Raw genomic sequence first — 23,329 nt, 5'->3', positions numbered from 1 at the left:
AGTGTAAATGAGGCTGAAACGATACGGCCCTACAGATTATCCCGTTCTATACCTGCTAAAAAATACGCAAAAAATGTGACCTGGATCGATAATCCAGGGGCGCTCACGCAAACGTCGTTGTTGTTAACGCGCCTTGAATTTACAGTGTGGCAAAGATTTATTCTGACTTTAGCGGAGCCGTAACGGAATGACAAAGTTTGCTTTAGTGGGGGATGTGGGGGGCACCAATGCGCGTCTGGCATTGTGCGATGTTGCCAGCGGAGAGATTTCTCAGGCGAAGACCTATTCCGGCCTGGATTACCCCAGCCTGGAAGCCGTTGTCCGCGTCTATCTCGACGAGCATAACGTGTCGGTCGAAGACGGCTGTATCGCGATTGCCTGCCCTATCACCGGTGACTGGGTGGCGATGACCAACCATACCTGGCAATTCTCTATCGCCGAGATGAAAAAGAACCTCGGGTTTGCGCATCTGGAAATCATCAATGATTTTACCGCAGTGTCGATGGCAATCCCGATGCTGAAAAAAGAGCATCTGATCCAGTTCGGCGGCAGCGAGCCGGTAGAAGGCAAGCCTATTGCCGTGTACGGCGCGGGCACCGGGCTTGGCGTTGCGCATCTGGTGCATGTCGATAAGCGCTGGGTGAGCCTGCCGGGTGAAGGTGGGCACGTTGATTTTTCGCCAAACAGCGAAGAAGAGGGGATTATCCTCGAAGTGCTGCGCGAAGAAATTGGCCACGTCTCCGCCGAGCGCGTGCTCTCTGGACCGGGGCTGGTGAATCTGTACCGGGCCATCGTGAAGTCTGATAACCGACTGCCGGAAAACTATCAGCCGAAAGACATTACCGAACGCGCGCTCGCCGATAGCTGCACCGACTGCCGTCGCGCGCTGTCGCTGTTCTGCGTCATCATGGGGCGCTTCGGCGGTAACCTGGCGTTAACGCTGGGCACCTTTGGCGGCGTATACATCGCGGGCGGTATCGTGCCGCGTTTCCTGGAGTTCTTTAAAGCCTCCGGTTTCCGCGGCGGGTTTGAGGACAAAGGTCGTTTCAAAGATTATGTGCATCCGATCCCGGTATACCTGATTGTGCATGATAATCCGGGCCTGCTGGGTTCCGGCGCGCATCTGCGCCAGACCCTGGGCCAGGTGCTGTAATCCCGCCGCCGTGCGGCGCACGCGGGGTGATACGCGTGCGCCAGCCGGCGCTATTTTTTGAGCGGAAACAGGTGCAGCGTGTTGGCGGCCAGCGGGTAAATACCCAGCGCGCGCGTTGACGCTTTCAGCTCCTCAAGCGAATCCTGCTCTGTTGGCATTTTTCCTCCCCAGACGGTAATCCCCTCGCAAAGATGCGCCGGGCGTCGGCTATTTTCGGCGCTGATATCCAACGTTTCGCCGTTGCTGAGGGTTATTGTCACGGTGGCGACATCCAGTGCCTGCGTGCTGCCATCCTCAAGTTTAAGTGAGATTTTCATTCGTTCGCTCCCTAATTTTTGACGCGCATACCCCTGCTTTAGCGGCAACTTGGGCACTACAGATGCATTATCTGCCGGAACTCTTTCACCTTGCTGCGGCTGACCGGCACCTGGAACTCCAGATCGCGCAGGCGCAGAATGTAGGTGTTATTAAACCACGGCTCTATTTCGCGAATTTTATTCAGATTCACGCAGAATGAGCGGTGGCAGCGAAAGAAATGGCTGCCCGGCAACTTGCTGCAAAATTCGGTGATGTTCATCGGCATCACGTATGACTCGCGCTTGGTGTAGACAAAGGTCATTTTCTCGTGCGCTTCGGCGTAATAAATGTCGTTAATCGGCGTCACGATGATGCGCTCATCTTTAATCAGGTTGATGGTGTCATTTTCGCGCGCCGCGCTGCCCGTGTTGAGACTGCTGCCCGCCTGCTGCTGCCAGGCCGATTCCAGCTTTTGCAGCATGCTAACGATGCGCGACTCCTGATACGGTTTGAGAATATAGTCGAATGCCTCCAGCTCGAAGGCCTCTACCGCGTGTTCCTTCCACGCGGTAATAAACACAATAAACGGCTTGTGGGCAAACTGGTTGATGTTCTGCGCCAGCAGCACGCCGTCCAGAGAGGGAATGTTGATGTCGAGAAAAATGGCGTCCACTTTGTTGTGCTGCAAGAACTTCAGCACGTCCAGGCCGTCGTCAAAGGTCCCGACTATCTCCATCTGGCTGTGCTGTTGAATCAGCCAGGTCAGCTCCTGTTGCGCCAGGAATTCATCTTCCACAATGATGACTTTCATATGTCCTCCGCGTTAGGGCAGTAATGTGGCGGCCGCCGGGACGGGCGTGCGCTGGTTAGGAATATAGAACGCAATTTCCGTTCCCGGGTCGAGGCGGCGAATGTGCAGCCCTTCGCCGTACAGCAGCTTGACCCGGTGATGGACGTTAAGCAGGCCGATTTTATTGCCCGGCATTTCGTTGGCTTCCACGCGCGCCACGACCATCGGGTCAATACCCGGGCCGGTATCACGCACGCTGATACGCACGCGGTTGCCGGACTCGGTGATGCTGATAGTCACGACGCCTTTGCCTTTGCTGCGCTGGATACCGTGTACGATGGCATTTTCCACCAGCGGCTGGATCAGCAGACTGGGGATCAGACAGTTCACTTCGTCGTCAATATCGTAGATAACCGTCAGCTTATCGCCGAAGCGGGCCTGCTCAATGGCGATATAGTCCTTTATCTGGTACAGCTCGCGGCGAATATCAATCTGCTCATCGTCTTTTAATTCAATGTTATAGCGCAGATAGCGCGACAGATTAAAAATCAGCTGCCTTGCGGTGTCCGGATTGAGGCGGATAGATGACGAAATGGCGTTCAGCGCGTTAAACAGGAAATGAGGATTAATCTTGCTTTGCAGCGCGCGCAGCTCTGCCTTATTTGCCATTTCGCGTAGCTGCTCGGCGCGCGACACTTCAAGCTGGGTGGAAATAATTTGCGACAGGCCGATGGCCATCTCCTGTAACGATGAAGTGATCTGGTGCGCGTGGCAGTAGTAGATTTTGAGCGTCCCGGTGATGACGCCTTTCTCCGATAACGGAATCACCAGCATCGAGTGAATTTCCGGCGTGCGGTAGGCTTCATCGTTGTTTTTAATCACGATTTCACCGCTGTTAATCGCCTGGCGGGTGGTCGGGCTGATGGAGTCGTCGTTGTTGTGGTAGTTATCTTCCCCCACGCCCACGTAGGCCAGCACCCGTTCGGTATTGGTGATGGCCACCGCATCGGCGTGGATATCCTGGCGAATGATGTCGCAAATCTGCCGTAGGGTATCGCTGTTGATCTGGCGAAACAGCGGCAGCGTTTTGTTCGCAATATCCAGCGCTAGCTTGGCCTGGCGTGCGGCGCTGGCTTCTTTTTCACCCTCAACGCTCTGCACCAGCAGGACGATAAAGCCGATACAGACGCTGCCGGCGATCATCGGAATGCCGATTTTCGACACAATATCGACGCCGAGCGCGATGCTCGGAGCCCATACGATAACCAGAATCATGGTCAGCGTTTCGCACAGCATACCGCCCAGAATCCCCACCTTCCAGTGCAGCTCTTTTGGCACCCGGCGGTTAATCAGCCCCGACAGGATCCCGGCAATAATACTGGTGATAAAACACGGCACGGCGGTGACGCCGCCGGCGTCAATCATGTAGCGGTGGATCCCGGCAATCACCCCCACGATAGCGCCAACCCACGGGCCGAAAAGGATCCCGCCCGACATGACCGCAATGATGCGCACGTTAACCAGCGAGCCCTCCACCGGCACGCCGGACCAGGTGCTGAAAATAGCGAACAGCGAGAAAATGACCGTGACCGCCAGCAGCTCTTTCGGCGTGTGGGCGGTTTTGTGCAGCAGTTCGCGGAACAGACGGATGCGGATCAGGAAAAAAAGGCAAATCAGCATTAACGCGGCCCGATCGTAGACCGCGAGCAGCATATCGAATATTTCGTGCATGGGGGCGCCGAATGATTTCAGTAAAATCTTATGATAAGTAACCCGGCGGCAGATGACCAGCGGTACGCAGAATAGGGATAAACCTTAATTTTAAAAGGGGATTGATAGCCAAAGGCATTCAACGAGAAGAGATCGCGAAATTTTGCCTGCGTTACGCGCGAGAAAAGAAAAACAATGGAAAACATATTGTTATTATTTTGTTCTGTTTTGAGCGATACCCGCCGCGATTGAAAGTATTCTGTTTCAAAGCGTTCCCCTTTTATATCGCGTAACATTTTTTTACTTACCCCCTCGACAGGGCCATTTTATTCAGGTTATTTTCTGTTCATGCCACATCGGTGGCAGCGTCGCTCGAACGGTTCGGGCGCTAACGTAATCCTGAGGAACCTATGGCTGAATCCAGTCCTGAACGCCGTTTCACGCGTATCGATCGCTTACCCCCGTACGTTTTTAACATTACCGCTGAACTGAAGATGGCTGCGCGTCGGCGCGGCGAAGATATTATCGATTTCAGCATGGGGAACCCGGACGGCGCCACGCCGCCGCACATTGTCGAAAAGCTGTGCACCGTGGCCCAGCGCCCTGATACGCACGGCTATTCCACTTCACGCGGCATCCCGCGCCTGCGTCGCGCTATTTCACGCTGGTACCAGGAACGCTATGACGTGGAGATTGACCCGGAAAGTGAAGCGATCGTCACCATTGGTTCAAAAGAGGGGCTGGCGCACCTGATGCTGGCAACCCTCGATCATGGCGATACGGTTCTGGTCCCGAATCCCAGCTACCCGATTCATATTTACGGCGCGGTGATCGCCGGCGCTCAGGTACGCTCCGTGCCGCTGGTGGAAGGCGTCGACTTTTTCAACGAGCTTGAGCGCGCAATTCGTGAAAGCTATCCGAAGCCAAAGATGATGATCCTGGGCTTCCCGTCCAATCCTACCGCCCAGTGCGTTGAGCTCGAGTTTTTTGAGAAGGTTGTGGCGCTGGCGAAGCGTTACGACGTGCTGGTCGTTCACGACCTGGCCTACGCTGATATCGTGTACGACGGCTGGAAGGCACCGTCAATCATGCAGGTACCGGGCGCACGCGACGTTGCGGTCGAGTTCTTTACGCTGTCGAAAAGCTATAACATGGCGGGCTGGCGCATCGGCTTTATGGTGGGTAATAAAACGCTGGTCAACGCGCTGGCGCGGATTAAGAGCTATCACGACTACGGTACCTTTACCCCGCTGCAGGTGGCGGCAATTGCCGCGTTAGAAGGGGATCAGCAGTGCGTGCGCGATATTGCCGCACAGTATAAGCGTCGCCGTGACGTGCTGGTGAAAGGGCTACATGAAGCGGGCTGGATGGTGGAGATGCCGAAGGCGTCGATGTACGTTTGGGCTAAAATTCCCGATCAGTATGCGGCGATGGGATCGCTGGAGTTTGCGAAGAAGCTGCTGCAAGAGGCCAAAGTGTGCGTTTCGCCGGGTATCGGTTTTGGCGACTACGGTGACACTCACGTGCGCTTTGCTTTGATAGAGAATCGCGACCGTATTCGACAGGCCGTTCGTGGGATTAAAGCCATGTTCCGCGCCGACGGCCTGCTGCCGTCAGAGCATAAGCCTGCCGGGTAATTTCCCGTTCGTAGAAATGCAAACAGGAGCCGAATGGCTCCTGTTTTTTTTGCATTTTTATCAGCTAGATCATCAGGGCAAATGTACCGGCAAAAACGATGACCATAAAGGAAATGCCCATAAAGAAATATTTCACGACTCATCTCTCCGCGTATTCGGTTTCTACGCATTCATGAACGGTGGTGTTACTGCGAGTTGGTAACAACCGACGAAAAAAACTGACGTCTTTCGCGGTTGGCATCACCTCAGAATTCTGTGCTGTTGTGCTCCAGATGGCGCTAATGTACGCCTAAAAAATGAGGGAAACAAGAGGGATTTTTTTATTAATTTTTAGTTACTTACGACTGTCGTGATTCGGCGACACTTTAATTTCATACGGTAATAAATTTCGTTCTGGCGACGCGTCTTTTGGGTCTTTAACCACATTGATTTTACGTCTATTTTTCTGGCGATAATCCGAAAATACGTTTCTGCTGTTTCCTTAACGGTGGGTTATCATCCTGCGCTCGTCGTTTTAGCTGTCATCTCGCGTGCCCGAGTGATTCACGGCGAGGCGCGACAGAAAAATCGCGGCGTTTTGCTTTTCAGTTCGACCTTTTAATGAATACTGATGTAACACGGATTGACCGTATTGGGAGTTTGAGATGGTGACAAAGAGAGTGCAACGGATGATGTTCGCGGCGGCGGCGTGCATTCCGCTGCTGCTGGGCAGCGCGCCGCTTTATGCGCAGACGAGTGCGGTGCAGCAAAAGCTGGCGGCGCTGGAGAAAAGCAGCGGAGGGCGGCTGGGCGTCGCGCTCATCGATACCGCAGATAATACGCAGGTGCTTTATCGCGGTGATGAACGCTTTCCAATGTGCAGTACCAGTAAAGTTATGGCGGCCGCGGCGGTGCTTAAGCAGAGTGAAACGCAAAAGCAGCTGCTTAATCAGCCTGTCGAGATCAAGCCTGCCGATCTGGTTAACTACAATCCGATTGCCGAAAAACACGTCAACGGCACAATGACGCTGGCAGAGCTGAGCGCGGCCGCGTTGCAGTACAGCGACAATACCGCCATGAACAAATTGATTGCCCAGCTCGGTGGCCCGGGAGGCGTGACGGCTTTTGCCCGCGCGATCGGCGATGAGACGTTTCGTCTGGATCGCACTGAACCTACGCTGAATACCGCCATTCCCGGCGACCCGAGAGACACCACCACGCCGCGGGCGATGGCACAGACGTTGCGTCAGCTTACGCTGGGTCATGCGCTGGGCGAAACCCAGCGGGCGCAGTTGGTGACGTGGCTCAAAGGCAATACGACCGGCGCAGCCAGCATTCGGGCCGGCTTACCGACGTCGTGGACTGCAGGTGATAAGACCGGCAGCGGCGACTACGGCACCACCAATGATATTGCGGTGATCTGGCCGCAGGGTCGTGCGCCGCTGGTTCTGGTGACCTATTTTACCCAGCCGCAACAGAACGCAGAGAGCCGCCGCGATGTGCTGGCTTCAGCGGCGAGAATCATCGCCGAAGGGCTGTAACTCTCAATAATGGGGCGCTACGGTGCCCCACTTTCTATTTATATATCCGTAAAAGCTTTTCTTGATATACATCTTCAGCTTTTTGTATGATTATTAATATCATTCTTTTCGATGGCCTTAAGACCTTTTTAAGTCAAAAGTATTACCTCCCCCAAAAAACAAATCCGCAAAGTAATGGAAGTAAATTATTTTATTTTGAATAGTCTTCATTGTGATTAGTCACATGACTCATTCTTTTTATTGTAATTATCTGATTTACATTCGCAGTTTTCTCATTGTTTCCGCCGGAAGTTATTCTTCCACTGTTTTTCCTCTTTATTTCCGCATGGTTGTTTTTCCACCCTTTGGATGGCTTGTAAGAATATTGTTTTAATCCGGCCAATAGAGTTATTGGGCCTCCAAAAGAATATTGACATCATTTTATGGCAGTGAAATTATTCGATCATGGATAAGGAGGGGGACAATGAAGTCACTAATTTATGATTACGGAAGAATCAACTGTATGAGTTGCCCTTCTCAATGTGAATTAAAACCAAATGCCTCATTGCGCGTTTCGTTTTGCCAGGACTATTGTTTTTGTACCTGGCCAGAAGGGAGTGGCTATTTTTCTCTGGGGATTATGGAGGGGCTCCTCAAACAAAATTATAATAATCTATATTTAGGCTGTATTTTTGTCGATTTTTCTATCAGCCATTTGCGCTTTTTTACTAACGAACGTTGGATAGATTATTTAATTGAAACGAAATTAAAAATTGTTATCGTTTGTGATAAATACCTTAAACCATTGGCTAATTACTGGTTTAAGCATTCTAAAGATATTTTTCTTGTTATCTATCAGCAAGATCGGCTGACGCTGGCCTGTGAAAAGTTAAAAAAGAGATTTATCTATCAGCGCGACGCCTTCTTTGGCGGAGAGTCACTCTCTGAACTGGAGTTTGCTGTCTTAAGCGCATTGATTTCCGGAGACGGTTGTCTGCAACTGGCTGATGAACTCAATGTCGATATTCGTACTATCTATGCTGCAAAGCGCCGTGCGGAAAAGAAAATGGGGGCCGATATCAATACCCTTTTCCGATTCTCACATTCGTTATAAGCGATTTTAAACTGATTGATGGCCCTTTTCATTGTTATCACTTTGCCGTGAGAAGGGCCTACAGTTAAATATTAATGCATAAAGCGGTTGAATACGCATGTTGCCGGATTTTAGCGTTTGCAGCCCCGTGCAAGAGAATACGTTCAATGCGAACTATGCAGTTTATTACTACGGCTCTGTAAACGGTAACGGTCAGGATTTTACCCGCTACGTACGATAAGGCAATTATTACCACCAGGGCGACAGGGGGAGCTTCAGGTGGGCTGAAAAACGGGAGTCTGTATTTGATTAGCGAAAACGATAAATTTAACGATCTGACCGTTAATACTTCAGGCTGGTTAGCCGACGGTATTAACCCTGGTCGGGAACGTGCCGGCAGAGATAATAACGTGACGGTAAACCATCAGACCAATATCAAAGCAGCAGGAATAGGGGGCGTGCGAACGCTCCGGTAAATAATGCTAATGAGGTCGCTACCATCACTCTCAATGGCCCCACCACCATTGAAACCACTTCGCCGGTTTCTATAAAGGTTGACTGTGCTGCCGTATCGAGAACGCTATGACTATTTACGCTGAAGAGTTGCGCATCATGATGGATGCTATTATGGATATCATTTTCGACCACGGCGAGGAGGCCCAGCGTGACGCGGCATTTCGCAGGTTATTACAAGAGATTGATGAACGAAAATATTTGTCTCCGGAGTCCGTCAGCACGCTTTGCCAGCAGGCGGCCAGCACGTGGAGCCTGGCGAGCGGTGTGGTAGACGAGCGGGACAAAATGACGTTACAGCAATCAGCGGTGGTCTATCTGCTGGCTGCGTTTGGCCGCATTAATGGCTTGGCCGCTACGGAAGAGTATATTCAGCAAAGAAATAGAGAACATCTGGGTCTGCGCTGAACGAGGTTGACTGAATGATTAGCCCGCGAGCGCTCGCGGGCTTTTTTGGCCGACGGTTAGCTCGCCGCGCGGCGATCGCCAATTTGCGCCTGCGCATACCACGCCATCAGCTCTGCCGTACCGGCTTCTCCTTCCGCCGGAGCCCATGGCGCGTAGTCTTCTTCGGCGACGGGCTGATAAGCCCCTTGTTTGACTTCAAAAATGATCCCACCGTTATCCAGCGACAGCACCGCATGCCAGGTGCCGGGCGCCATTTCCAGCACCGTACAGGATTCGCCCAGCACCGCGCGCTCAGTCACCGTACCCTGGTCATCAAAATTAAGCACCACGAACCGTCCGCTCAGTGGCAGCAGCAGTTCAAAGGTATGCGGATGGCGGTGCGGGCGCACGTAGGTTCCTGGCTCCATGGCGATGGCCAGCCGTTGTACGGGGTCGCTCAGCTGCGGGTGGAAATTGCGATGCGCACGCAGGCGAGGTGACTGTGCGGCGGCGGCGCTTTGTTGGTGCATATCGTCGCGGGTAATCTGTTTCATTCGGCGTGGCCTTATTGATGAATCTGCGAAGTCGCAAGGCGGCCAGATTGCCAGAACGCGGCGAGCAAGTGAAGGGGGAGTCTGCGGCGTAGCATCTTGTGTCTTATCGCAACTCAGGCCATAGTTGTTGAACAAGTTATTCGATTGTTAATGATTTTATATTGTGAGGATGTTGCCCGTGCAGATGTATCTACAAAGAATGAAAAGCGAGTGGCTATTGCTGCTTGAGCAAACTGAACCTCACATTCGACAGCAGGCGGCAGAGATCGCGGCCGACAGCGCGCAGGCGCTGAGCGCCGAATTCTATAAAACGGTGCTGATCGACCCTCATGCCGAAGAGTTTCTGAGTAACGAGCAGGTAGAGCGGCAGCTAAAACGCGCGCTGGAAAAATGGATTGTGGAAGTTCTGTCCTGCGAAGTGGCGGATATCGATCGCCTGCTGAAGATGCAGCACGCGGTGGCAGAAGTGCATGCCCGCATCGGTATTCCGGTGGAAGTGGTTGAAATGGGTTTTCGGGTATTAAAGAAAATTCTCTATCCGGTCATCATTCACGGTTCACAGCCTTCGGCAGATAAGCTGCAGATTTATCATTTCTCGATTCACAGCATCGACCTGGCGATGGAAGTCATGTCGCGGACCTTTTCCTTCAGCGAAAACAGCCAGGCCAAAGAGGATGAGAATTACCGCATGTTCTCATTGCTGGAAAATGCCGAAGAAGAAAAAGAGCGGCAGATTGCGACGCTGTTGGCCTGGGAAATCGACATTATCTACAAGGTGGTGCTGGATGCCGACCTGGGGAACAGCCTGCCGTTGAACCAGTCGGATTTTGGTCTGTGGTTTAATCATAAAGGCCGCCACTATTTTAGCGGTATTGCGGAAGTCGGGCATATTGCGCGTCTGATGCAGGATTTTGACGGTGTGATTCATGCGATTAACGCCGCCACCCCCCCTATCGATGATAAAGCCCAGCGCAATAAGTTCTTATTGCAGCTGCGCAGCTCGGTGTCGCAAATCATCGCGCTGCTGCGCGAACTGTTTGAAGAAGTCTCGCGTCATGAAGTTGGCGTGGACGTATTAACTAAGCTGCTGAACCGGCGCTTTATGCCGACTATTTTTAAGCGCGAAATCTCTCACGCCAATCGCGTTAGCACTCCGCTGTCGGTACTGGTTATTGATGTTGATAAGTTTAAACAAATCAATGATACGTGGGGGCACAGTACGGGGGATGAGATTTTACGCAAAGTATCGCAGGTCTTTTATGACAACGTACGCAGCAACGATTACGTTTTCCGCTATGGCGGCGATGAGTTTGTTATCGTGCTGACGGAAGCGACCCAGATTGACACTTTACGTACCGCAGAGCGTATTCGTAGCCGTGTTGAAAAAACAAAAATTGCTGCCCCCGACGGCAGTGATATTCCGCTCTCTTTGTCGATCGGTGCGGCGATGTTTACCGGCCACCCTGACTACGAACGTCTGATTCAACAGGCCGATCAGGCGCTGTATCAGGCCAAAAAACGTGGCCGCAACTGCGTTGAATTATGGCAGGCGAGCCAGCCGTAGCGCATACGCGTAAAGAGGCCCCTGGCGATACGTATCAGCACGGGTGAAAGACTCCTTTAAATAAAGGCTTATTTCACCCGTATCTCTTCAAATTGATCGAATCGACCTTTTCTTGTTTTTTCAATTATTCTGTCATCGACAGCCGCTATAATTCAGCGCTTCTGTGCCGCCACCTGCGCACAATATACCTTCTGAGTTCAGAGGCTCACATTTATGACATGGCAACACTTTAAACAGGCATATCTGATCAAATTCTGGTCGCCTGTCCCGGCGGTTATCGCCGCAGGGATTCTCTCAACCTACTATTTTGGTATTACCGGCACATTCTGGGCCGTCACCGGCGAATTTACGCGTTGGGGCGGGCAGCTATTACAGCTGGTTGGCGTTCACAGTGAAACCTGGGGTTATTACAAGCTGATTGGCCTTGAAGGAACACCGTTAACCCGCGTTGACGGTATGATGATTATGGGCATGTTCGGCGGCTGTTTTGCGGCGGCGCTGTGGGCCAATAACGTCAAGCTGCGTTTGCCGCGTAGCCGTATTCGCATTTTTCAGGCCATTGTTGGCGGTATGATTGCCGGCTTTGGCGCGCGACTGGCGATGGGCTGTAATCTGGCAGCCTTCTTCACCGGGATCCCGCAGTTCTCGCTTCATGCCTGGTTCTTTGCGCTGGCGACCGCGCTTGGCTCGTGGTTCGGCGCGCGCTTTACCCTGCTGCCGCTATTCCGTATTCCGGTCAATATTCAGAAAGTCTCAGCGGCTTCACCGCTCACTCAGCAGCCCGACCGCGCGCGTCGCCGCTTTCGTCTGGGAATGCTGGTGTTTATCGGCATGCTGGGCTGGGCGCTGCTGACCGCGTTCGATCATCCGAAGCTTGGGCTGGCCATGCTGTTTGGCGTGGGGTTTGGCCTGCTGATTGAACGTGCGCAAATTTGCTTTACCTCTGCTTTCCGCGATCTGTGGATCACCGGCCGCACCCAAATGGCAAAAGCGATCATCTTTGGTATGGCGGCGAGTGCCATTGGTATCTTTAGCTATGTCCAGCTCGGCGTTGCGCCGAAAATTATGTGGGCGGGCCCGAATGCGGTCATCGGCGGGCTGCTGTTCGGTTTCGGCATCGTGCTGGCCGGTGGCTGTGAAACCGGCTGGATGTATCGGGCCGTAGAAGGGCAGGTGCACTACTGGTGGGTGGGGCTTGGCAACGTCCTCGGGTCGACAATTCTGGCCTATTTCTGGGACGATCTTGCGCCATCGCTGGCCACCCATTGGGATAAAGTGAACCTGCTGACGACCTTTGGCCCGTTGGGCGGTCTGCTGGTCACCTACGCGCTGCTGCTGGCCGCTCTTTTGCTGATTATTGGCTGGGAGAAACGTTTCTTCCGGCGTGAGTTAACGCGCACGGCGACGGGCGTTGTGACGAAGGAGAATGCATGAGTACTATCGTACCGGATTACCGTCTTGATATGGTGGGTGAGCCCTGCCCGTATCCGGCAGTGGCAACGCTGGAAGCGATGCCACAGTTGAAAAAAGGGGAGATTCTGGAAGTTGTCAGCGACTGCCCGCAGTCGATCAATAATATTCCGCTAGATGTTCGCAACCATGGCTATACCGTGCTGGATATCCAGCAAGATGGTCCGACGATCCGCTATTTGATCCAAAAATAAGCGGTCAGCCTTGCCGCCCGATAGGGCGGCAAGATGGCAGCGGTGGGTCACCACAGAGAAGGCGTCTACCGTTGACGTGTTTTTCCTGAGAGCGTTTGCAATAAAGTCGTAAAATCCATCGGATGATACCAATAATAACCTTGCTGATACTGTACGCCACGGTCCTGGAGATATCTTGCCTGACTGATATTCTCTACACCTTCGGCAATCGCTTTAATACCGAGCTTGTCGACCATTTCCGTCACGCAGTCCAATAGAACAGTATTGCCGCTGCCGATAGAATTTACGAACATTCGGTCTATTTTCAGATAATCGGGTATCAATTCTGAAATATACTCAAGATTAGAGTAACCGGTGCCGAAATCATCCAGCGATAGTTGGACCCCATTTTGTTTTAACCATGCAAATTTTTTCATTTGTACATCGGTGAATAGCATGGGATGGCGCTCGGTAATTTCAATAATCAGCGTTACTTTGAAGGTGGCGATCTTACGTATAAAAGCCTTACAGTCATGAATAAAGGTACCTGCGGCACAGTGGCGTTGGCTAAAATTCACGCTGATATGAAAAGGACGGTTCATGCCCGGCGAAAGTGTGATGAGATCGCGGCTAATCTGGTTGAGTTGATATTGCGTTAAACGTACGATCAGCCCGCTTTTTTCGGCCATGGGAATGAAGAGGTTCGGTGAAATAATACCTTCTGACGGGTGATACCAGCGGCACAGTGCTTCAAAACCCACAATCTCACCGTCAGCAGCATTGACTATCGGCTGATAGAACGTTTTTATGTCACCATTTTTAATGGCGGCTAATAGGTCATTTCCGGGAGTATTTGTCTTTTTTATAATCAGGTAATAAGCCAAACCCGACAGTATTGATAGTATTAAAGATGCCGATAGCGTAAACGGAAACATCAATAATGCGCTGAGCAGCGATAGCCCCAGCGCGGAACTGTAGAATATTGATAGTGAGCTTTCTTTACTGGAGCTGTGATGCAGGCTGTGGCCAACGGATTTTACCGGCGAAATCTCGCCGCTGGCGCTAAGCTGCATGTCGCCAATCTGAAGATACAGAGGATATCCTGAAGCATCCGTTTTCAGATTATTTTTCAAAAAAATACCGCTGATGGCGATATCTAATATCATGCCGTTGTGACCGTGGAATGTTTTAACCAGAAGGGGTTGAGTATGGCGATTTCCAGGATCATGGAAAGTATGCAGAGCAAGGGCTTGAGTTGCCGTATTTCTGTGGGCGGCGTCGGGTAGAAATTCACCGCTCAGGGAGGAACACCTTATCCCTTTTGGGCCGGTAATAACCATCGAGTGCAAATGTGGGTAGCCTGCAACAATATTATCCAGTTCATTTTTGATTAACTCAGTACAAGTACTTTCTACAAGTCCGGACATTTCTTGTGCCGCCAACCGGGCCTCATCCAGGATGCTTTCAGCATAATCCAGAACGGACTCCGCCTTACGCTTTTTTTCTATGCTGACAATATGGCCTGCCTGAATAAATAGCATGCAAACTAAAAATGTGAAAATGCAGCATGCAACAATTAACGGCATGTACATCCTTTTAATGGCAAAATCCATTTAATAAAACTCCGATGGGGAAACTTATATCAGCAAGTTTTTAACGCGAGTAAGAGTAACATGGTTTTATTATGTGATTTATAGGATTTTGGGTAATTATTTGTTACACCATAAACGAAGGCATCATCTTCTATTAATTATCGTGATTAGCATTAAACTGAAAATAGTTACATCAGTCATTATATTGTTCAACAAAACGGCAGAGTATTTTGAAATAGGCTGAGTGCTATTCGCTGGAGCTGATGTAATTTTAGCCAAAAGAAGAGCGGGGAGGGCTGTTGGCCGCTATGATTCAGTATCAGATGACAGATTGATAAAATGTTAATGATTAAAACAAAGGTAAAACAATAGCGCCGATTTTTTTGCCTGCTGGTAAGTATATTCATTTTGGGCATTTTTTATGCGTGAAAGAAGCACAAAAAAAATTAAACAACTTCATTAAAAAAATCGAGTAGAAAAAAATGATGATAGGTAATATCTATGGTTTTGTGTGAGAGGGTTTAATTTGCCTTAAGTTTATTGATAAAGCACTGGGTTTATTGACAGTGTTTTTTGCTAAATTAAATTTTACCCATAGTATGTTACTTACGATAACTTTTAAGAAAACTTTTCATAATTTGACAAAATATTTCGAGACGACAATAGTTGTTCTATCCCGGTAATCTCAGAAATGATGAGATTATTTCATATGGTATGGAGTGAATAATGTTTAATACTCGAACAAAACGCATTAGCCAGGCTGTCGCGTTATCCATTGCCCTGTGTGGCGTTTCCTATGCAGCGAAAACGACGCACGCCGACTCAGCTAAACATCCTGAAGTCCAGACGGCAGAACCTTTCTCTGCACACGTGCTGGTCAGCGGTCTTGATGCGCCGTGGGATATGGTATGGGGCCCGGATGGTTACCTGTGGGTCACTGAACGTAAAGCTGCTGCTATCGATCGTATTAACCCCAAAACCGGTGAGAAAAAAGTCGCGATTACGCTGAGCGGTGTGCATATTGGCCCGCAGCATGAAGGCGTACTCGGCCTGGCGTTATCGCCTGAATTTATGAAAGCCGGCGGCAATAATTACGTCTATACCGCTTATACCTATATGGACGGGGATCAGGAACACGCCAAAATTGTCCGTCTGGAATATGACGAAAAAACCCAAAAACTGGGGAATGAAAAAGAAATTCTCGCCGGCTTCCCGGCAGGAAACGATCACAACGGTGGGCGCCTGCGTTTTGGACCTGACGGTAAACTTTATTACACCATTGGTGAGCAAGGACATAATCAGGGCGCTAATTTCTGCAAACCGATCGATGCCCAGCGTATTCCGACTGAAGCCGAGCTGAAAAATAAAGACTATTCCGCTTATGCCGGTAAAGTGTTGCGCCTGAATATTGACGGCTCAATTCCGGAAGATAACCCGGTGATCCACGGCATTAAAAGTCACCTGTTTACCTATGGTCACCGTAACCCGCAGGGACTGGTCTTCGTTGGCAATACGCTTTATTCCTCCGAGCAGGGGCCTTCATCGGATGATGAGCTGAATATCCTTGAGCCCGGCGGCAACTACGGTTGGCCGCACGTTGCAGGTTTCCAGGACGATCAGGCTTACGTCTATGCGAACTATTCCAAAGCAGAAAATTGCCCGTCGCTGAAATGGGATCCGAACCATATTCCAGCCGGGGTTCCTGTACAGAAAGAAACCGAATGGAAAGCCGACGACTTTAAAGCGCCGATCAAAACCTTCTTCACGGTCCGTCAGGGCTACAGCTACAGCGATGCCAGCTGCAGCGGCGATTCAGCCTATATTTGCTGGCCGACTATCGCACCGTCCAGCGTCACTTACTACCCGGCGGACGGCGTGATTAAAAGCTGGCGCAACTCGCTTATCGTGAGCTCAATGAAAAATGGCTCGCTGTATCGCGTGCTGCTGAATGCCGATAAGAAAAACGTGCAGGGTGATGTGGCAAAATACTTCCACACCGCTAACCGCTACCGCATGGTCGTCGTCAGCCCGGATACGCGTAAGCTCTTCGTGGCGACCGATAACTTCGGTAACGTGATGGATGAGTCTAACCATCCGACGCATAACCTGAGCAATCCAGGTTCGATTATCGTCTTCGAATATACCGGCAAGTAACCGACTCACTGGCGAATACCCTGCGGGTATTCGCCAGATTTCCTTTCCCTTCGATAGCAATACGTCTACATGAAATTAACTCTGCAGCTTTCCCGGCTGGCGACCGCCGTCGCCCTGGCCCCGGTTTCCTGCGCCTACGCGCAAACGGCCTCTTCAGACGCCAGCTCTGCTGGAGAACAAACCATGATCGTCAGTGCGGCAGCCGATGGAGGGCTGTCCGCGCTGGATACGCCGGCGGCCGTCGCCGTTGATTACGGTGATGATATGCGCCATGCCGCACCGCGTATAAACCTGTCGGAGGGTTTGGCCGACGTGCCCGGCCTGCAGATCCAAAACCGACAGAATTTTGCTCAGGATTTACAGATGTCCATCCGCGGCTTCGGCGCGCGTTCGACTTTCGGTATTCGCGGTCTGCGGCTCTACGTTGATGGTATTCCGGCAACCATGCCTGACGGGCAAGGGCAATTATCCAACATCGATATCGGCTCCATTGAACACGTTGACGTGCTTCGAGGGCCGTTCTCGGCGCTGTATGGCAACGCATCTGGCGGGGTGGTGAATGTCGAAACCGAAACCGGCCGCCAGCCGACGACCCTTGAAAGCAGCAATTATTACGGCAGTTTTGGTAGCTGGCGAACCGGGCTTAAGGCGAGCGGCGCGTCTGGCGATGGTACCCAGGCGGGCGACGTCAATTATACGGTTTCCAGCAGCCGCTTCTCGACCCATGGTTTTCGCGATAATAGCGCCGCGCATAAAAATTTGCTGAATGCGAAACTGGGCGTCAAGCTGAACGACACCGGCAACCTGACGCTGCAACTCAACAGCGTTGATATCACCGCCGACGACCCGGGCGGATTAACCCGCGCAGAATGGAAGGACAACCCAGCCCAGGCGCCGCGTGGTGAGCAGTACCGTACGCGCAAAACGGTCAAACAGACTCAGGCTGGCCTGCGCTATCAGCAGGGGCTCAGCGATCGCGACGATCTTAGCGTGATGACCTGGGCTGGCATCCGTGAAACGGTCCAGTATCAGTCTATTCCCTATTTCGTTCAGCAGCGCAGCGAATCTCACCCCGGCGGGGTTATCGATCTGACGCGTCGGTATCAGGGGATTGATACGCGCTGGACACACCACGATGACAGCGGTTTTATCCCTTACGCCATCACCACCGGCCTTGATTACGAGACGATGACCGAACAGCGCAAAGGCTATGAGAACTTTGTTTATCAGAACGGCGTTTACGATCTCGGCACCAAAGGTGATATGCGACGTAACGAACGTAACCTGATGTGGAACCTCGATCCCTACATTCAAACGCACTGGCAGCTCACCTCAGCCCTGGGGCTGGACGCCGGGGCGCGCTATAGCTCGGTATGGTTTGATTCCAACGATCGTTATGTTGTAGGTAAAAATGGTGATGATAGCGGCGAAGCGAGCTATCACAAGTGGCTTCCGGCGGCAGCGCTGAAGTATGCCATGACGCCGCAGTGGAACGTTTACCTCTCTGCCGGGAGGGGGTTTGAAACGCCGACCATTAACGAGCTGTCCTATCGTCCCGATGGTCAGTCCGGGCTTAACTTTGCTCTGCAACCGGCCACTAACACCACCGTTGAAGCAGGCAGTAAATGGCAGGTGGGCACCGGGATGGCGAGCCTGAGCGTCTTCAATACTGACACGAAAAATGAAATTGTCGTTGCCGCCAGCGACAATGGCCGTACGTCCTATCAGAACGCGGGCAAGACGCGCCGCCGCGGGGTCGAACTGGGATGGGATCAGCAATTTGCGCCCGCCTGGCGCGCCAAACTGGCGTGGACGCTGCTGGATGCGACCTACCGTGAAAACGCCGGCGATGCTATTCAGAGCGGCAATCGGATCCCGGGGATTGCACGTAATAGCGCCTATGCCTCCTTTGGCTGGGTGCCGGAAGAGGGATGGTACGCTGGCGCTGAAGTCCGCTATATGAGCGATATTCAGGTCAACGATGCCAATAGCGAGCAGGCTCCAGCCTATACGGTGACGGCACTGAATACCGGCTATAAATATGTGGTAGATAACTGGACCGTCGACCTCTATACGCGCGTTGATAACCTGTTTGATAAGCGCTACGTCGGCTCTGTTATCGTCAACGAGAGCAACGGACGCTATTATGAACCGGCGCCGGGCCGTAACTATGGCGTTGGGCTATCGGTCAGCTACCAGTTTGATTCACTGTAACAATACGGCTGCCGGAGAGTGCCATTGAGGTGAGGCTCCGGCAGCGGGTAAAGGCGATGGGATAGGCGTTGATCCCTGGTCCTGCGTTTTTATGGCAACGCTTTTGTATGAAAATATAAATACTTGTTTGAGACGTGTTAAATAGATGCGGCCACATTTTACGACATACAGGAAATTCGTTTTCACTATTTCTTAATTAGTACCTATTAATTTCAGGCAATGCCTTGTCGGCCGGTGATATCTATCGAGAAATAGGTATTTTATATTAACAGGTATATACTCTTACGGTGCCTCACTGGAGAGGGTTTGACATATGGCTATTCATCATCTTTCATTAAATCGTGTAACAAAAATAACAATTGATTTTATCCTCGCGGAAAAAACGAGACGGTTGATTGGTAACGATAATGATAAAATTCAATGTGATATCACGCCGTTGCCCGTTGGCGCTAATAATGTTGCATATCTTTTAAAAAATGGGGTTGATGGGGAAATTTTCCCTGAAAGCCACAAAGGCAAACGAAGCTTTATCATCATCAACAAGTATAAAGAATTTGCCCTGATAAGCTCCCGACATAAAGCCTCTCACAATAGCGACCGATTTCATATTGACCAGATATTAAGTGCCGATACCGGAAGGGTTGATGATATTAATGAGGATATTTTTATCTATTGTTCAGATTGCTCATCGGTGTCCTGACCGCCGCCTGACGTTGGCGGAGGGGCTGGATAACTGCGCAGAGCCTGGGCATTTCCGTGCTGCCGAACTTATTGGCCAGGCTTTGGCGGTAATCTTTCATTTTTAGGGCATACCGGCCTCATCGTCATACCGCATTGCGCAGCGATTAACCGTGTTGCTGCCGATCTCTCCCACGTCCCGCCATCCTTCCTTCTTTTTCTCTATGTATGCTATGGCGTGGAACGCTGTTTGCCTGAGATTGGGTAATCGCACATCGTTAACAGCGTTCAGGCACAAAGGCGAATCGGCGCTTTTGTGGATTGAGTTGGATATTCATTGCGCAGATCGGCGGATTTTTGAAGAGGGGCGATGGTGTCCCCTGCAGGAATCGAACCTGCAACTAGCCCTTAGGAGGGGCTCGTTATATCCATTTAACTAAGGGGACGAAGCGGCACGAGTATAGCGTTTTTTGCCCGCTGGGGTAAGTGCGGTGCCGCCTGACTGGTTAAACAGTCGCCATTTAGTGCTGTTTTTCCTCATGTTTGTGTTCTTTGGCATCATGCATCGACCGTAACCGCGCCTCTTGCTTGCGTTTGGTACTCATGTCGTTGCGAATTTGCGCGTGGCTCATGAGAGCAAAGATAAACGTGCCGCCAACGATATTGCCCGCCAGCGTGGGGAGGGCGAAAGGCCAGAAAAAGTCGCTCCAGTGCAGCGTACCGTTGAATACCAGATAGAGTATCTCTACGGAACCGACCACTATGTGGGTGGTATCGCCGAGCGCGATAAGCCAGGTCATCAGGATAATCACCACGATTTTAGCCGCGCCGGCGGCCGGGAACATCCACACCATTGTGGCAATGAGCCAGCCGGAAATAATCGCATTGGCAAACATTTCCGTCGGGCTGTTTTTCATGACATCCAGGCCAATCTTGATAAAAGCATCGCGCGTCTCTTCATTAAATATGGGCATATATTCAAATGCCCACGCGGCGACGGCGGTACCAATAAGGTTGCCGAGCAGCACCACGCCCCAAAGGCGCAGCAGCAGGCCGATATTGCTCATTGTCAGGTTTTGCATCACCGGCAATACGGCGGTAACGGTGTTTTCGGTAAACAGCTGCTGGCGCGCCATAATTACGATAATAAAGCCGAAGGTATAGCCGAGGTTCTCGAGTAAAAAGCCGCCCGGCACGCCCGTCAGCTCAACGTGGAAAATCCCCTTTGCCAGCAGCGATGCGCCCATCGACAAGCCGGCGGCAATGGCCGACCACAGCAGCGCCATGGCATCACGCTCCAGCTCTTTTTCGCCTTCCTGACGAATGTGCTCATGAATCGCCATGGCGCGGGAGGGAAGGCGTTCCTCATCCACTTCGATTTTTTCTCCGCTCAGCTTTTCTTCGCTTTCTACTTTGAGGTCATCCATCATGGCGATCCTGAAAAAGAAGGGTATCGCTAAAGCGTAGCGGCTATCGGTAGGCGGTGAGGTAGATATATTCTGAAAGTGCAAAAATGGTAATATTTGTTTTTTTGGGGCCGTTAGAATATAGGCGCCGCAGTGTGGTGTTTACCAGGCTATGATCAGATCAACGAAATTGGCTATACAGACATTGTCGGCGTGCTGTTACAATCACTTACACCTAAACAGGCGGACACGACCAGGTTCCGTCATGGATGGCAATCAGTGATGGCCATAATCACCAGGGAGATATTTATGAAGCTTCGCCTGTCGGCGCTTGCGCTCGGAACAACACTGCTGGTGGGCTGTGCAAGTTCCAGTACTGAACAGCAGGGGCGCTCTGACCCGTTTGAAGGTTTTAACCGTACCATGTACAGCTTCAACTTTAATGTGCTGGATCCGTACGTTGTGCGTCCGGTGGCCGTGGCGTGGCGCGACTATGTTCCGCAGCCGGCGCGTAATGGCCTGGGTAACTTCACCAGTAACCTGGAAGAGCCTGCCATCATGGTCAACTCCTTCCTGCAGGGCGACCCGTACCAGGGGATGGTCCACTTCACCCGATTCTTCCTGAACACCCTTCTCGGTATGGGCGGCTTTATTGATGTTGCCGGTATTGCAAACCCGAAACTGCAGCGTGTTCAACCGCACCGTTTCGGCAGTACGCTGGGGAGTTACGGCGTAGGCTATGGCCCGTATCTGCAGCTTCCGTTCTATGGCAGCTTTACGCTGCGTGACGACGGCGGCGATATGGTCGATACCACCTATCCTGTGCTCTCATGGCTGACCTGGCCGATGTCTATCGGCAAGTGGATGGTCGAAGGGGTGGAAACGCGCGCGCAGCTCCTCGACTCCGATGGCCTGCTGCGTCAGTCTTCCGATCCGTACATTATGGTGCGTGAAGCCTACTTCCAGCAGCACGACTTTATCGCCAACGGCGGCAAGCTGAAGCCGGCGGAAAACCCGAACGCGCAGGCGATTCAGGATGATTTAAAAGATATCGATTCTGAGTAACGAATCGATGGCAATAAAAAGGGGGGAACCGATGTTCCCCCCTTTTTTATGCCGACAAGCTATCAGAAGCGATAGTTGAAGTTGGTACCGAACAGCCAGGCTTTACCTTCAGATTTGAAGGTGTAGTTGCCTTCCTGCACGGTAACGCTCTGGCCGTGCATGTAAGATGCGCCCACGTCGATGGAAGCATCGTCGTTAAACGCATAGGTGGTACCGGCGCTCAGCCAGAAACGGTCCTGGTCCGGAATGGAGATTGAGCGATGGTTGGCCGGAACCGGGCTATCATCAAACGCAATACCGGTACGGAAGGTCCAGTTCTTGTCGTAGTAATAGGTCGTACCCAGTGCGATACGGTAGGCGTCTTTAAAGCTCTCGTCTTTATAGAACAGTTCCTGACCGTTAGAACCGGTGGCTTTCAGCTCCTGGAATTGACTCCAGCTGGTGTAAGCCATGCTGTAGTGGATAGCCCACTGCGGCGCGATGCGGTTATAACCGGAAATTTCCCACATTTCTGGCAGGTTCAGCGTCAGAGAACCGCCGATGGTTCTGCCGTCGGTGCCGTAAGGCAGACCGGTAATGCCGCGAGCGGCGAAGAGCTGGTTACCGCGGGTGGTGATGGAGCTCTTGTAGTCGCCGTCGAAGTCAATTTTGACTTCAGAGCGGTAGGTCAGGCCCCAACGGTTGTTTTTATCCAGTTCGTACAGGATACCCGCGTTCCAGCCATAGCCCCACTCATCGCCTTTCAGATGCGCAACCTGCGAGTCAGCGCCGGTAATGCCGACCGCTTTCCCGGTCGCGCCAGGGAACATCAGGCTGGTTTCGCCAGCATAACGCTCAATTTTGGCTTTCGCATAGACGGCGTCAAAGCCCAGGCCGAAGCTCCAGTTGCTGCTCAGACGGTATGCGCCGCTCAGGTTCAGGTTAACGGTCTGCAGGTCGGTTTTACCGCCGTACATGCCGGCCGCGTAGTTATTGTTGAATTCCGTTGCCAGGCCGTAGTTGGAGGTAACAGACGCACCCCAACCAAACTGTTCGTTAATCGGCATGACAAAGTGCGCGTTAGGAACCCACGCGGTCGGTGCAATGTTATCGGCATCGGTACTGCGGCCGGTGGCCGGAGACTTGCCGGTAATATTGACGTCAGGATCGATGTAAACCGCACCGGCAGAAAATGCAGGGCGATCGAACATCATAATCAGCGCCGGGTTACGGCTGGCGTTGCCCGCATCGTCGGCGATAGCGCCTTCACCAGAATAGGCACGGCCCAGACCAGAAGACGAAAATTCATTAAGCTGGAAGCCCGCTGACCAGGCTTGGGTTGAAACAAGTGCCACTGCGACAGCAAGAGCAGACTTCGTGTAACGGGTTTTCTGGCTCATG

Annotated in this window: 20 protein-coding genes and 1 tRNA gene; 12 read left to right on the top strand and 9 right to left on the bottom strand. The window is 51.8% G+C overall.

Annotated features, from left to right (window positions below; translation table 11 throughout):
* Positions 1–187: 187 nt before the first annotated feature.
* Positions 188–1,153 carry a glucokinase gene (glk, locus tag H7R58_RS16195; protein ID WP_106924204.1) on the top strand — a complete coding sequence of 322 codons (966 nt, stop codon included), beginning with the start codon at positions 188–190 and terminating at the stop codon, positions 1,151–1,153.
* 50 nt (positions 1,154–1,203) lie between these two features.
* Here the strand turns inward: glk and H7R58_RS16190 are convergent, their stop codons facing one another.
* Genes H7R58_RS16190 through H7R58_RS16180 form a run of 3 tightly spaced genes read right to left on the bottom strand, consistent with a single transcriptional unit; the run spans position 1,204 to position 3,971 of the window.
* Entirely contained in the window at positions 1,204–1,470 is a 267-nt protein-coding gene (locus H7R58_RS16190; RefSeq protein WP_182930229.1) for a hypothetical protein, read from the bottom strand.
* 56 nt (positions 1,471–1,526) lie between these two features.
* Positions 1,527–2,261: a LytR/AlgR family response regulator transcription factor gene (locus H7R58_RS16185; protein ID WP_106924206.1), complete on the bottom strand. Its 735-nt coding sequence runs from the start codon at positions 2,259–2,261 to the stop codon at positions 1,527–1,529.
* A gap of 12 nt (positions 2,262–2,273) precedes the next feature.
* The gene (locus tag H7R58_RS16180; protein ID WP_182930230.1) at positions 2,274–3,971 is read right to left on the bottom strand and encodes a sensor histidine kinase; all 1,698 of its coding nucleotides are present in this window, start codon (positions 3,969–3,971) and stop codon (positions 2,274–2,276) included.
* Positions 3,972–4,360: 389 nt separating this feature from the next.
* Here H7R58_RS16180 and alaC point away from each other — a divergent pair, with 389 nt between their 5' ends.
* The gene (alaC, locus tag H7R58_RS16175; protein WP_106924208.1) at positions 4,361–5,587 is read left to right on the top strand and encodes an alanine transaminase; all 1,227 of its coding nucleotides are present in this window, start codon (positions 4,361–4,363) and stop codon (positions 5,585–5,587) included.
* 64 nt (positions 5,588–5,651) lie between these two features.
* Here the strand turns inward: alaC and ypdK are convergent, their stop codons facing one another.
* A complete protein-coding gene (gene ypdK, locus H7R58_RS16170; protein WP_100249902.1) occupies positions 5,652–5,723 on the bottom strand; it encodes a membrane protein YpdK in 72 nt (23 codons plus the stop codon).
* 508 nt (positions 5,724–6,231) lie between these two features.
* Between ypdK and H7R58_RS16165 the strand changes: the two genes are divergently transcribed.
* From H7R58_RS16165 to H7R58_RS16155, 3 genes are all read left to right on the top strand, one after another.
* Positions 6,232–7,107: an extended-spectrum class A beta-lactamase CTX-M-9 gene (locus H7R58_RS16165; protein WP_032489926.1), complete on the top strand. Its 876-nt coding sequence runs from the start codon at positions 6,232–6,234 to the stop codon at positions 7,105–7,107.
* A 463-nt stretch (positions 7,108–7,570) separates the two neighbouring features.
* Positions 7,571–8,200: a helix-turn-helix transcriptional regulator gene (locus tag H7R58_RS16160; RefSeq protein ID WP_024266332.1), complete on the top strand. Its 630-nt coding sequence runs from the start codon at positions 7,571–7,573 to the stop codon at positions 8,198–8,200.
* 561 nt (positions 8,201–8,761) lie between these two features.
* Entirely contained in the window at positions 8,762–9,100 is a 339-nt protein-coding gene (locus H7R58_RS16155; protein WP_106924210.1) for a hypothetical protein, read from the top strand.
* A gap of 56 nt (positions 9,101–9,156) precedes the next feature.
* On the opposite strand, the gene H7R58_RS16150 is transcribed toward H7R58_RS16155, so the two are convergent.
* Positions 9,157–9,633 carry a WbuC family cupin fold metalloprotein gene (locus H7R58_RS16150; RefSeq protein WP_106924211.1) on the bottom strand — a complete coding sequence of 159 codons (477 nt, stop codon included), beginning with the start codon at positions 9,631–9,633 and terminating at the stop codon, positions 9,157–9,159.
* A 178-nt stretch (positions 9,634–9,811) separates the two neighbouring features.
* On the opposite strand from H7R58_RS16150, the gene H7R58_RS16145 reads away from it, so the two are divergent.
* The 3 genes from H7R58_RS16145 (at position 9,812) to yedF (ending at position 12,861) form a co-directional block, all read left to right on the top strand.
* Positions 9,812–11,197 (top strand): diguanylate cyclase, encoded by a 1,386-nt coding sequence (locus H7R58_RS16145; RefSeq protein WP_182930231.1) that lies wholly within the window; start codon positions 9,812–9,814, stop codon positions 11,195–11,197.
* A 213-nt stretch (positions 11,198–11,410) separates the two neighbouring features.
* Complete coding sequence (yedE, locus tag H7R58_RS16140; protein ID WP_106924213.1) at positions 11,411–12,631, top strand: selenium metabolism membrane protein YedE/FdhT; 1,221 nt, start codon at positions 11,411–11,413, stop codon at positions 12,629–12,631.
* Positions 12,628–12,861: a sulfurtransferase-like selenium metabolism protein YedF gene (gene yedF / locus H7R58_RS16135; protein WP_182934433.1), complete on the top strand. Its 234-nt coding sequence runs from the start codon at positions 12,628–12,630 to the stop codon at positions 12,859–12,861. The genes yedE and yedF overlap by 4 nt, the downstream gene beginning before the upstream one ends.
* A gap of 65 nt (positions 12,862–12,926) precedes the next feature.
* Here the strand turns inward: yedF and H7R58_RS16130 are convergent, their stop codons facing one another.
* Complete coding sequence (locus H7R58_RS16130) at positions 12,927–14,453, bottom strand: EAL domain-containing protein (protein WP_182930232.1); 1,527 nt, start codon at positions 14,451–14,453, stop codon at positions 12,927–12,929.
* A gap of 705 nt (positions 14,454–15,158) precedes the next feature.
* Here H7R58_RS16130 and H7R58_RS16125 point away from each other — a divergent pair.
* From H7R58_RS16125 to H7R58_RS16115, 3 genes are all read left to right on the top strand, one after another.
* Entirely contained in the window at positions 15,159–16,586 is a 1,428-nt protein-coding gene (locus tag H7R58_RS16125) for a glucose/sorbosone family PQQ-dependent dehydrogenase (RefSeq protein ID WP_106924216.1), read from the top strand.
* A gap of 69 nt (positions 16,587–16,655) precedes the next feature.
* Positions 16,656–18,800 carry a TonB-dependent receptor PqqU gene (gene pqqU / locus H7R58_RS16120; RefSeq protein ID WP_106924217.1) on the top strand — a complete coding sequence of 715 codons (2,145 nt, stop codon included), beginning with the start codon at positions 16,656–16,658 and terminating at the stop codon, positions 18,798–18,800.
* A 313-nt stretch (positions 18,801–19,113) separates the two neighbouring features.
* A complete protein-coding gene (locus H7R58_RS16115; protein ID WP_106924218.1) occupies positions 19,114–19,500 on the top strand; it encodes a hypothetical protein in 387 nt (128 codons plus the stop codon).
* Positions 19,501–19,849: 349 nt separating this feature from the next.
* On the opposite strand, the gene H7R58_RS16110 is transcribed toward H7R58_RS16115, so the two are convergent.
* Both H7R58_RS16110 and H7R58_RS16105 read right to left on the bottom strand, forming a co-directional pair.
* Positions 19,850–19,924: transfer RNA gene (locus H7R58_RS16110), tRNA-Arg, on the bottom strand.
* Positions 19,925–19,999: 75 nt separating this feature from the next.
* Positions 20,000–20,908: a formate/nitrite transporter family protein gene (locus H7R58_RS16105; protein WP_106924219.1), complete on the bottom strand. Its 909-nt coding sequence runs from the start codon at positions 20,906–20,908 to the stop codon at positions 20,000–20,002.
* Between the two features lie 285 nt (positions 20,909–21,193).
* Here H7R58_RS16105 and mlaA point away from each other — a divergent pair, with 285 nt between their 5' ends.
* On the top strand, positions 21,194–21,949 hold the full coding sequence (gene mlaA, locus H7R58_RS16100; RefSeq protein ID WP_106924220.1) for a phospholipid-binding lipoprotein MlaA: 756 nt from the start codon (positions 21,194–21,196) through the stop codon (positions 21,947–21,949).
* Between the two features lie 62 nt (positions 21,950–22,011).
* On the opposite strand, the gene fadL is transcribed toward mlaA, so the two are convergent.
* Positions 22,012–23,328: a long-chain fatty acid transporter FadL gene (gene fadL / locus H7R58_RS16095; protein WP_181357947.1), complete on the bottom strand. Its 1,317-nt coding sequence runs from the start codon at positions 23,326–23,328 to the stop codon at positions 22,012–22,014.
* Between the last annotated feature and the right edge of the window lies 1 nt (position 23,329).

Source organism: Klebsiella sp. WP4-W18-ESBL-05, from assembly GCF_014169075.1.
GTDB lineage: Bacteria > Pseudomonadota > Gammaproteobacteria > Enterobacterales > Enterobacteriaceae > Kluyvera > Kluyvera ascorbata_B.
Note: the sequence above shows the minus strand (reverse complement) of the source record. Positions and strands in the feature narration are given on the sequence as shown.

Excerpts from the sequence above, each read along its gene's own strand:
- glk (WP_106924204.1), top strand. The coding sequence starts at position 188 with ATGACAAAGTTTGCTTTAGTGGGGGATGTGGGGGGCACCAATGCGCGT.
- H7R58_RS16190 (WP_182930229.1), bottom strand. The coding sequence starts at position 1,470 with ATGAAAATCTCACTTAAACTTGAGGATGGCAGCACGCAGGCACTGGAT.
- H7R58_RS16185 (WP_106924206.1), bottom strand. The coding sequence starts at position 2,261 with ATGAAAGTCATCATTGTGGAAGATGAATTCCTGGCGCAACAGGAGCTG.
- H7R58_RS16180 (WP_182930230.1), bottom strand. The coding sequence starts at position 3,971 with ATGCACGAAATATTCGATATGCTGCTCGCGGTCTACGATCGGGCCGCG.
- alaC (WP_106924208.1), top strand. The coding sequence starts at position 4,361 with ATGGCTGAATCCAGTCCTGAACGCCGTTTCACGCGTATCGATCGCTTA.
- H7R58_RS16165 (WP_032489926.1), top strand. The coding sequence starts at position 6,232 with ATGGTGACAAAGAGAGTGCAACGGATGATGTTCGCGGCGGCGGCGTGC.
- H7R58_RS16160 (WP_024266332.1), top strand. The coding sequence starts at position 7,571 with ATGAAGTCACTAATTTATGATTACGGAAGAATCAACTGTATGAGTTGC.
- H7R58_RS16155 (WP_106924210.1), top strand. The coding sequence starts at position 8,762 with ATGACTATTTACGCTGAAGAGTTGCGCATCATGATGGATGCTATTATG.
- H7R58_RS16150 (WP_106924211.1), bottom strand. The coding sequence starts at position 9,633 with ATGAAACAGATTACCCGCGACGATATGCACCAACAAAGCGCCGCCGCC.
- yedE (WP_106924213.1), top strand. The coding sequence starts at position 11,411 with ATGACATGGCAACACTTTAAACAGGCATATCTGATCAAATTCTGGTCG.
- yedF (WP_182934433.1), top strand. The coding sequence starts at position 12,628 with ATGAGTACTATCGTACCGGATTACCGTCTTGATATGGTGGGTGAGCCC.
- H7R58_RS16130 (WP_182930232.1), bottom strand. The coding sequence starts at position 14,453 with ATGGATTTTGCCATTAAAAGGATGTACATGCCGTTAATTGTTGCATGC.
- H7R58_RS16125 (WP_106924216.1), top strand. The coding sequence starts at position 15,159 with ATGTTTAATACTCGAACAAAACGCATTAGCCAGGCTGTCGCGTTATCC.
- pqqU (WP_106924217.1), top strand. The coding sequence starts at position 16,656 with ATGAAATTAACTCTGCAGCTTTCCCGGCTGGCGACCGCCGTCGCCCTG.
- H7R58_RS16115 (WP_106924218.1), top strand. The coding sequence starts at position 19,114 with ATGGCTATTCATCATCTTTCATTAAATCGTGTAACAAAAATAACAATT.
- H7R58_RS16105 (WP_106924219.1), bottom strand. The coding sequence starts at position 20,908 with ATGATGGATGACCTCAAAGTAGAAAGCGAAGAAAAGCTGAGCGGAGAA.
- mlaA (WP_106924220.1), top strand. The coding sequence starts at position 21,194 with ATGAAGCTTCGCCTGTCGGCGCTTGCGCTCGGAACAACACTGCTGGTG.
- fadL (WP_181357947.1), bottom strand. The coding sequence starts at position 23,328 with ATGAGCCAGAAAACCCGTTACACGAAGTCTGCTCTTGCTGTCGCAGTG.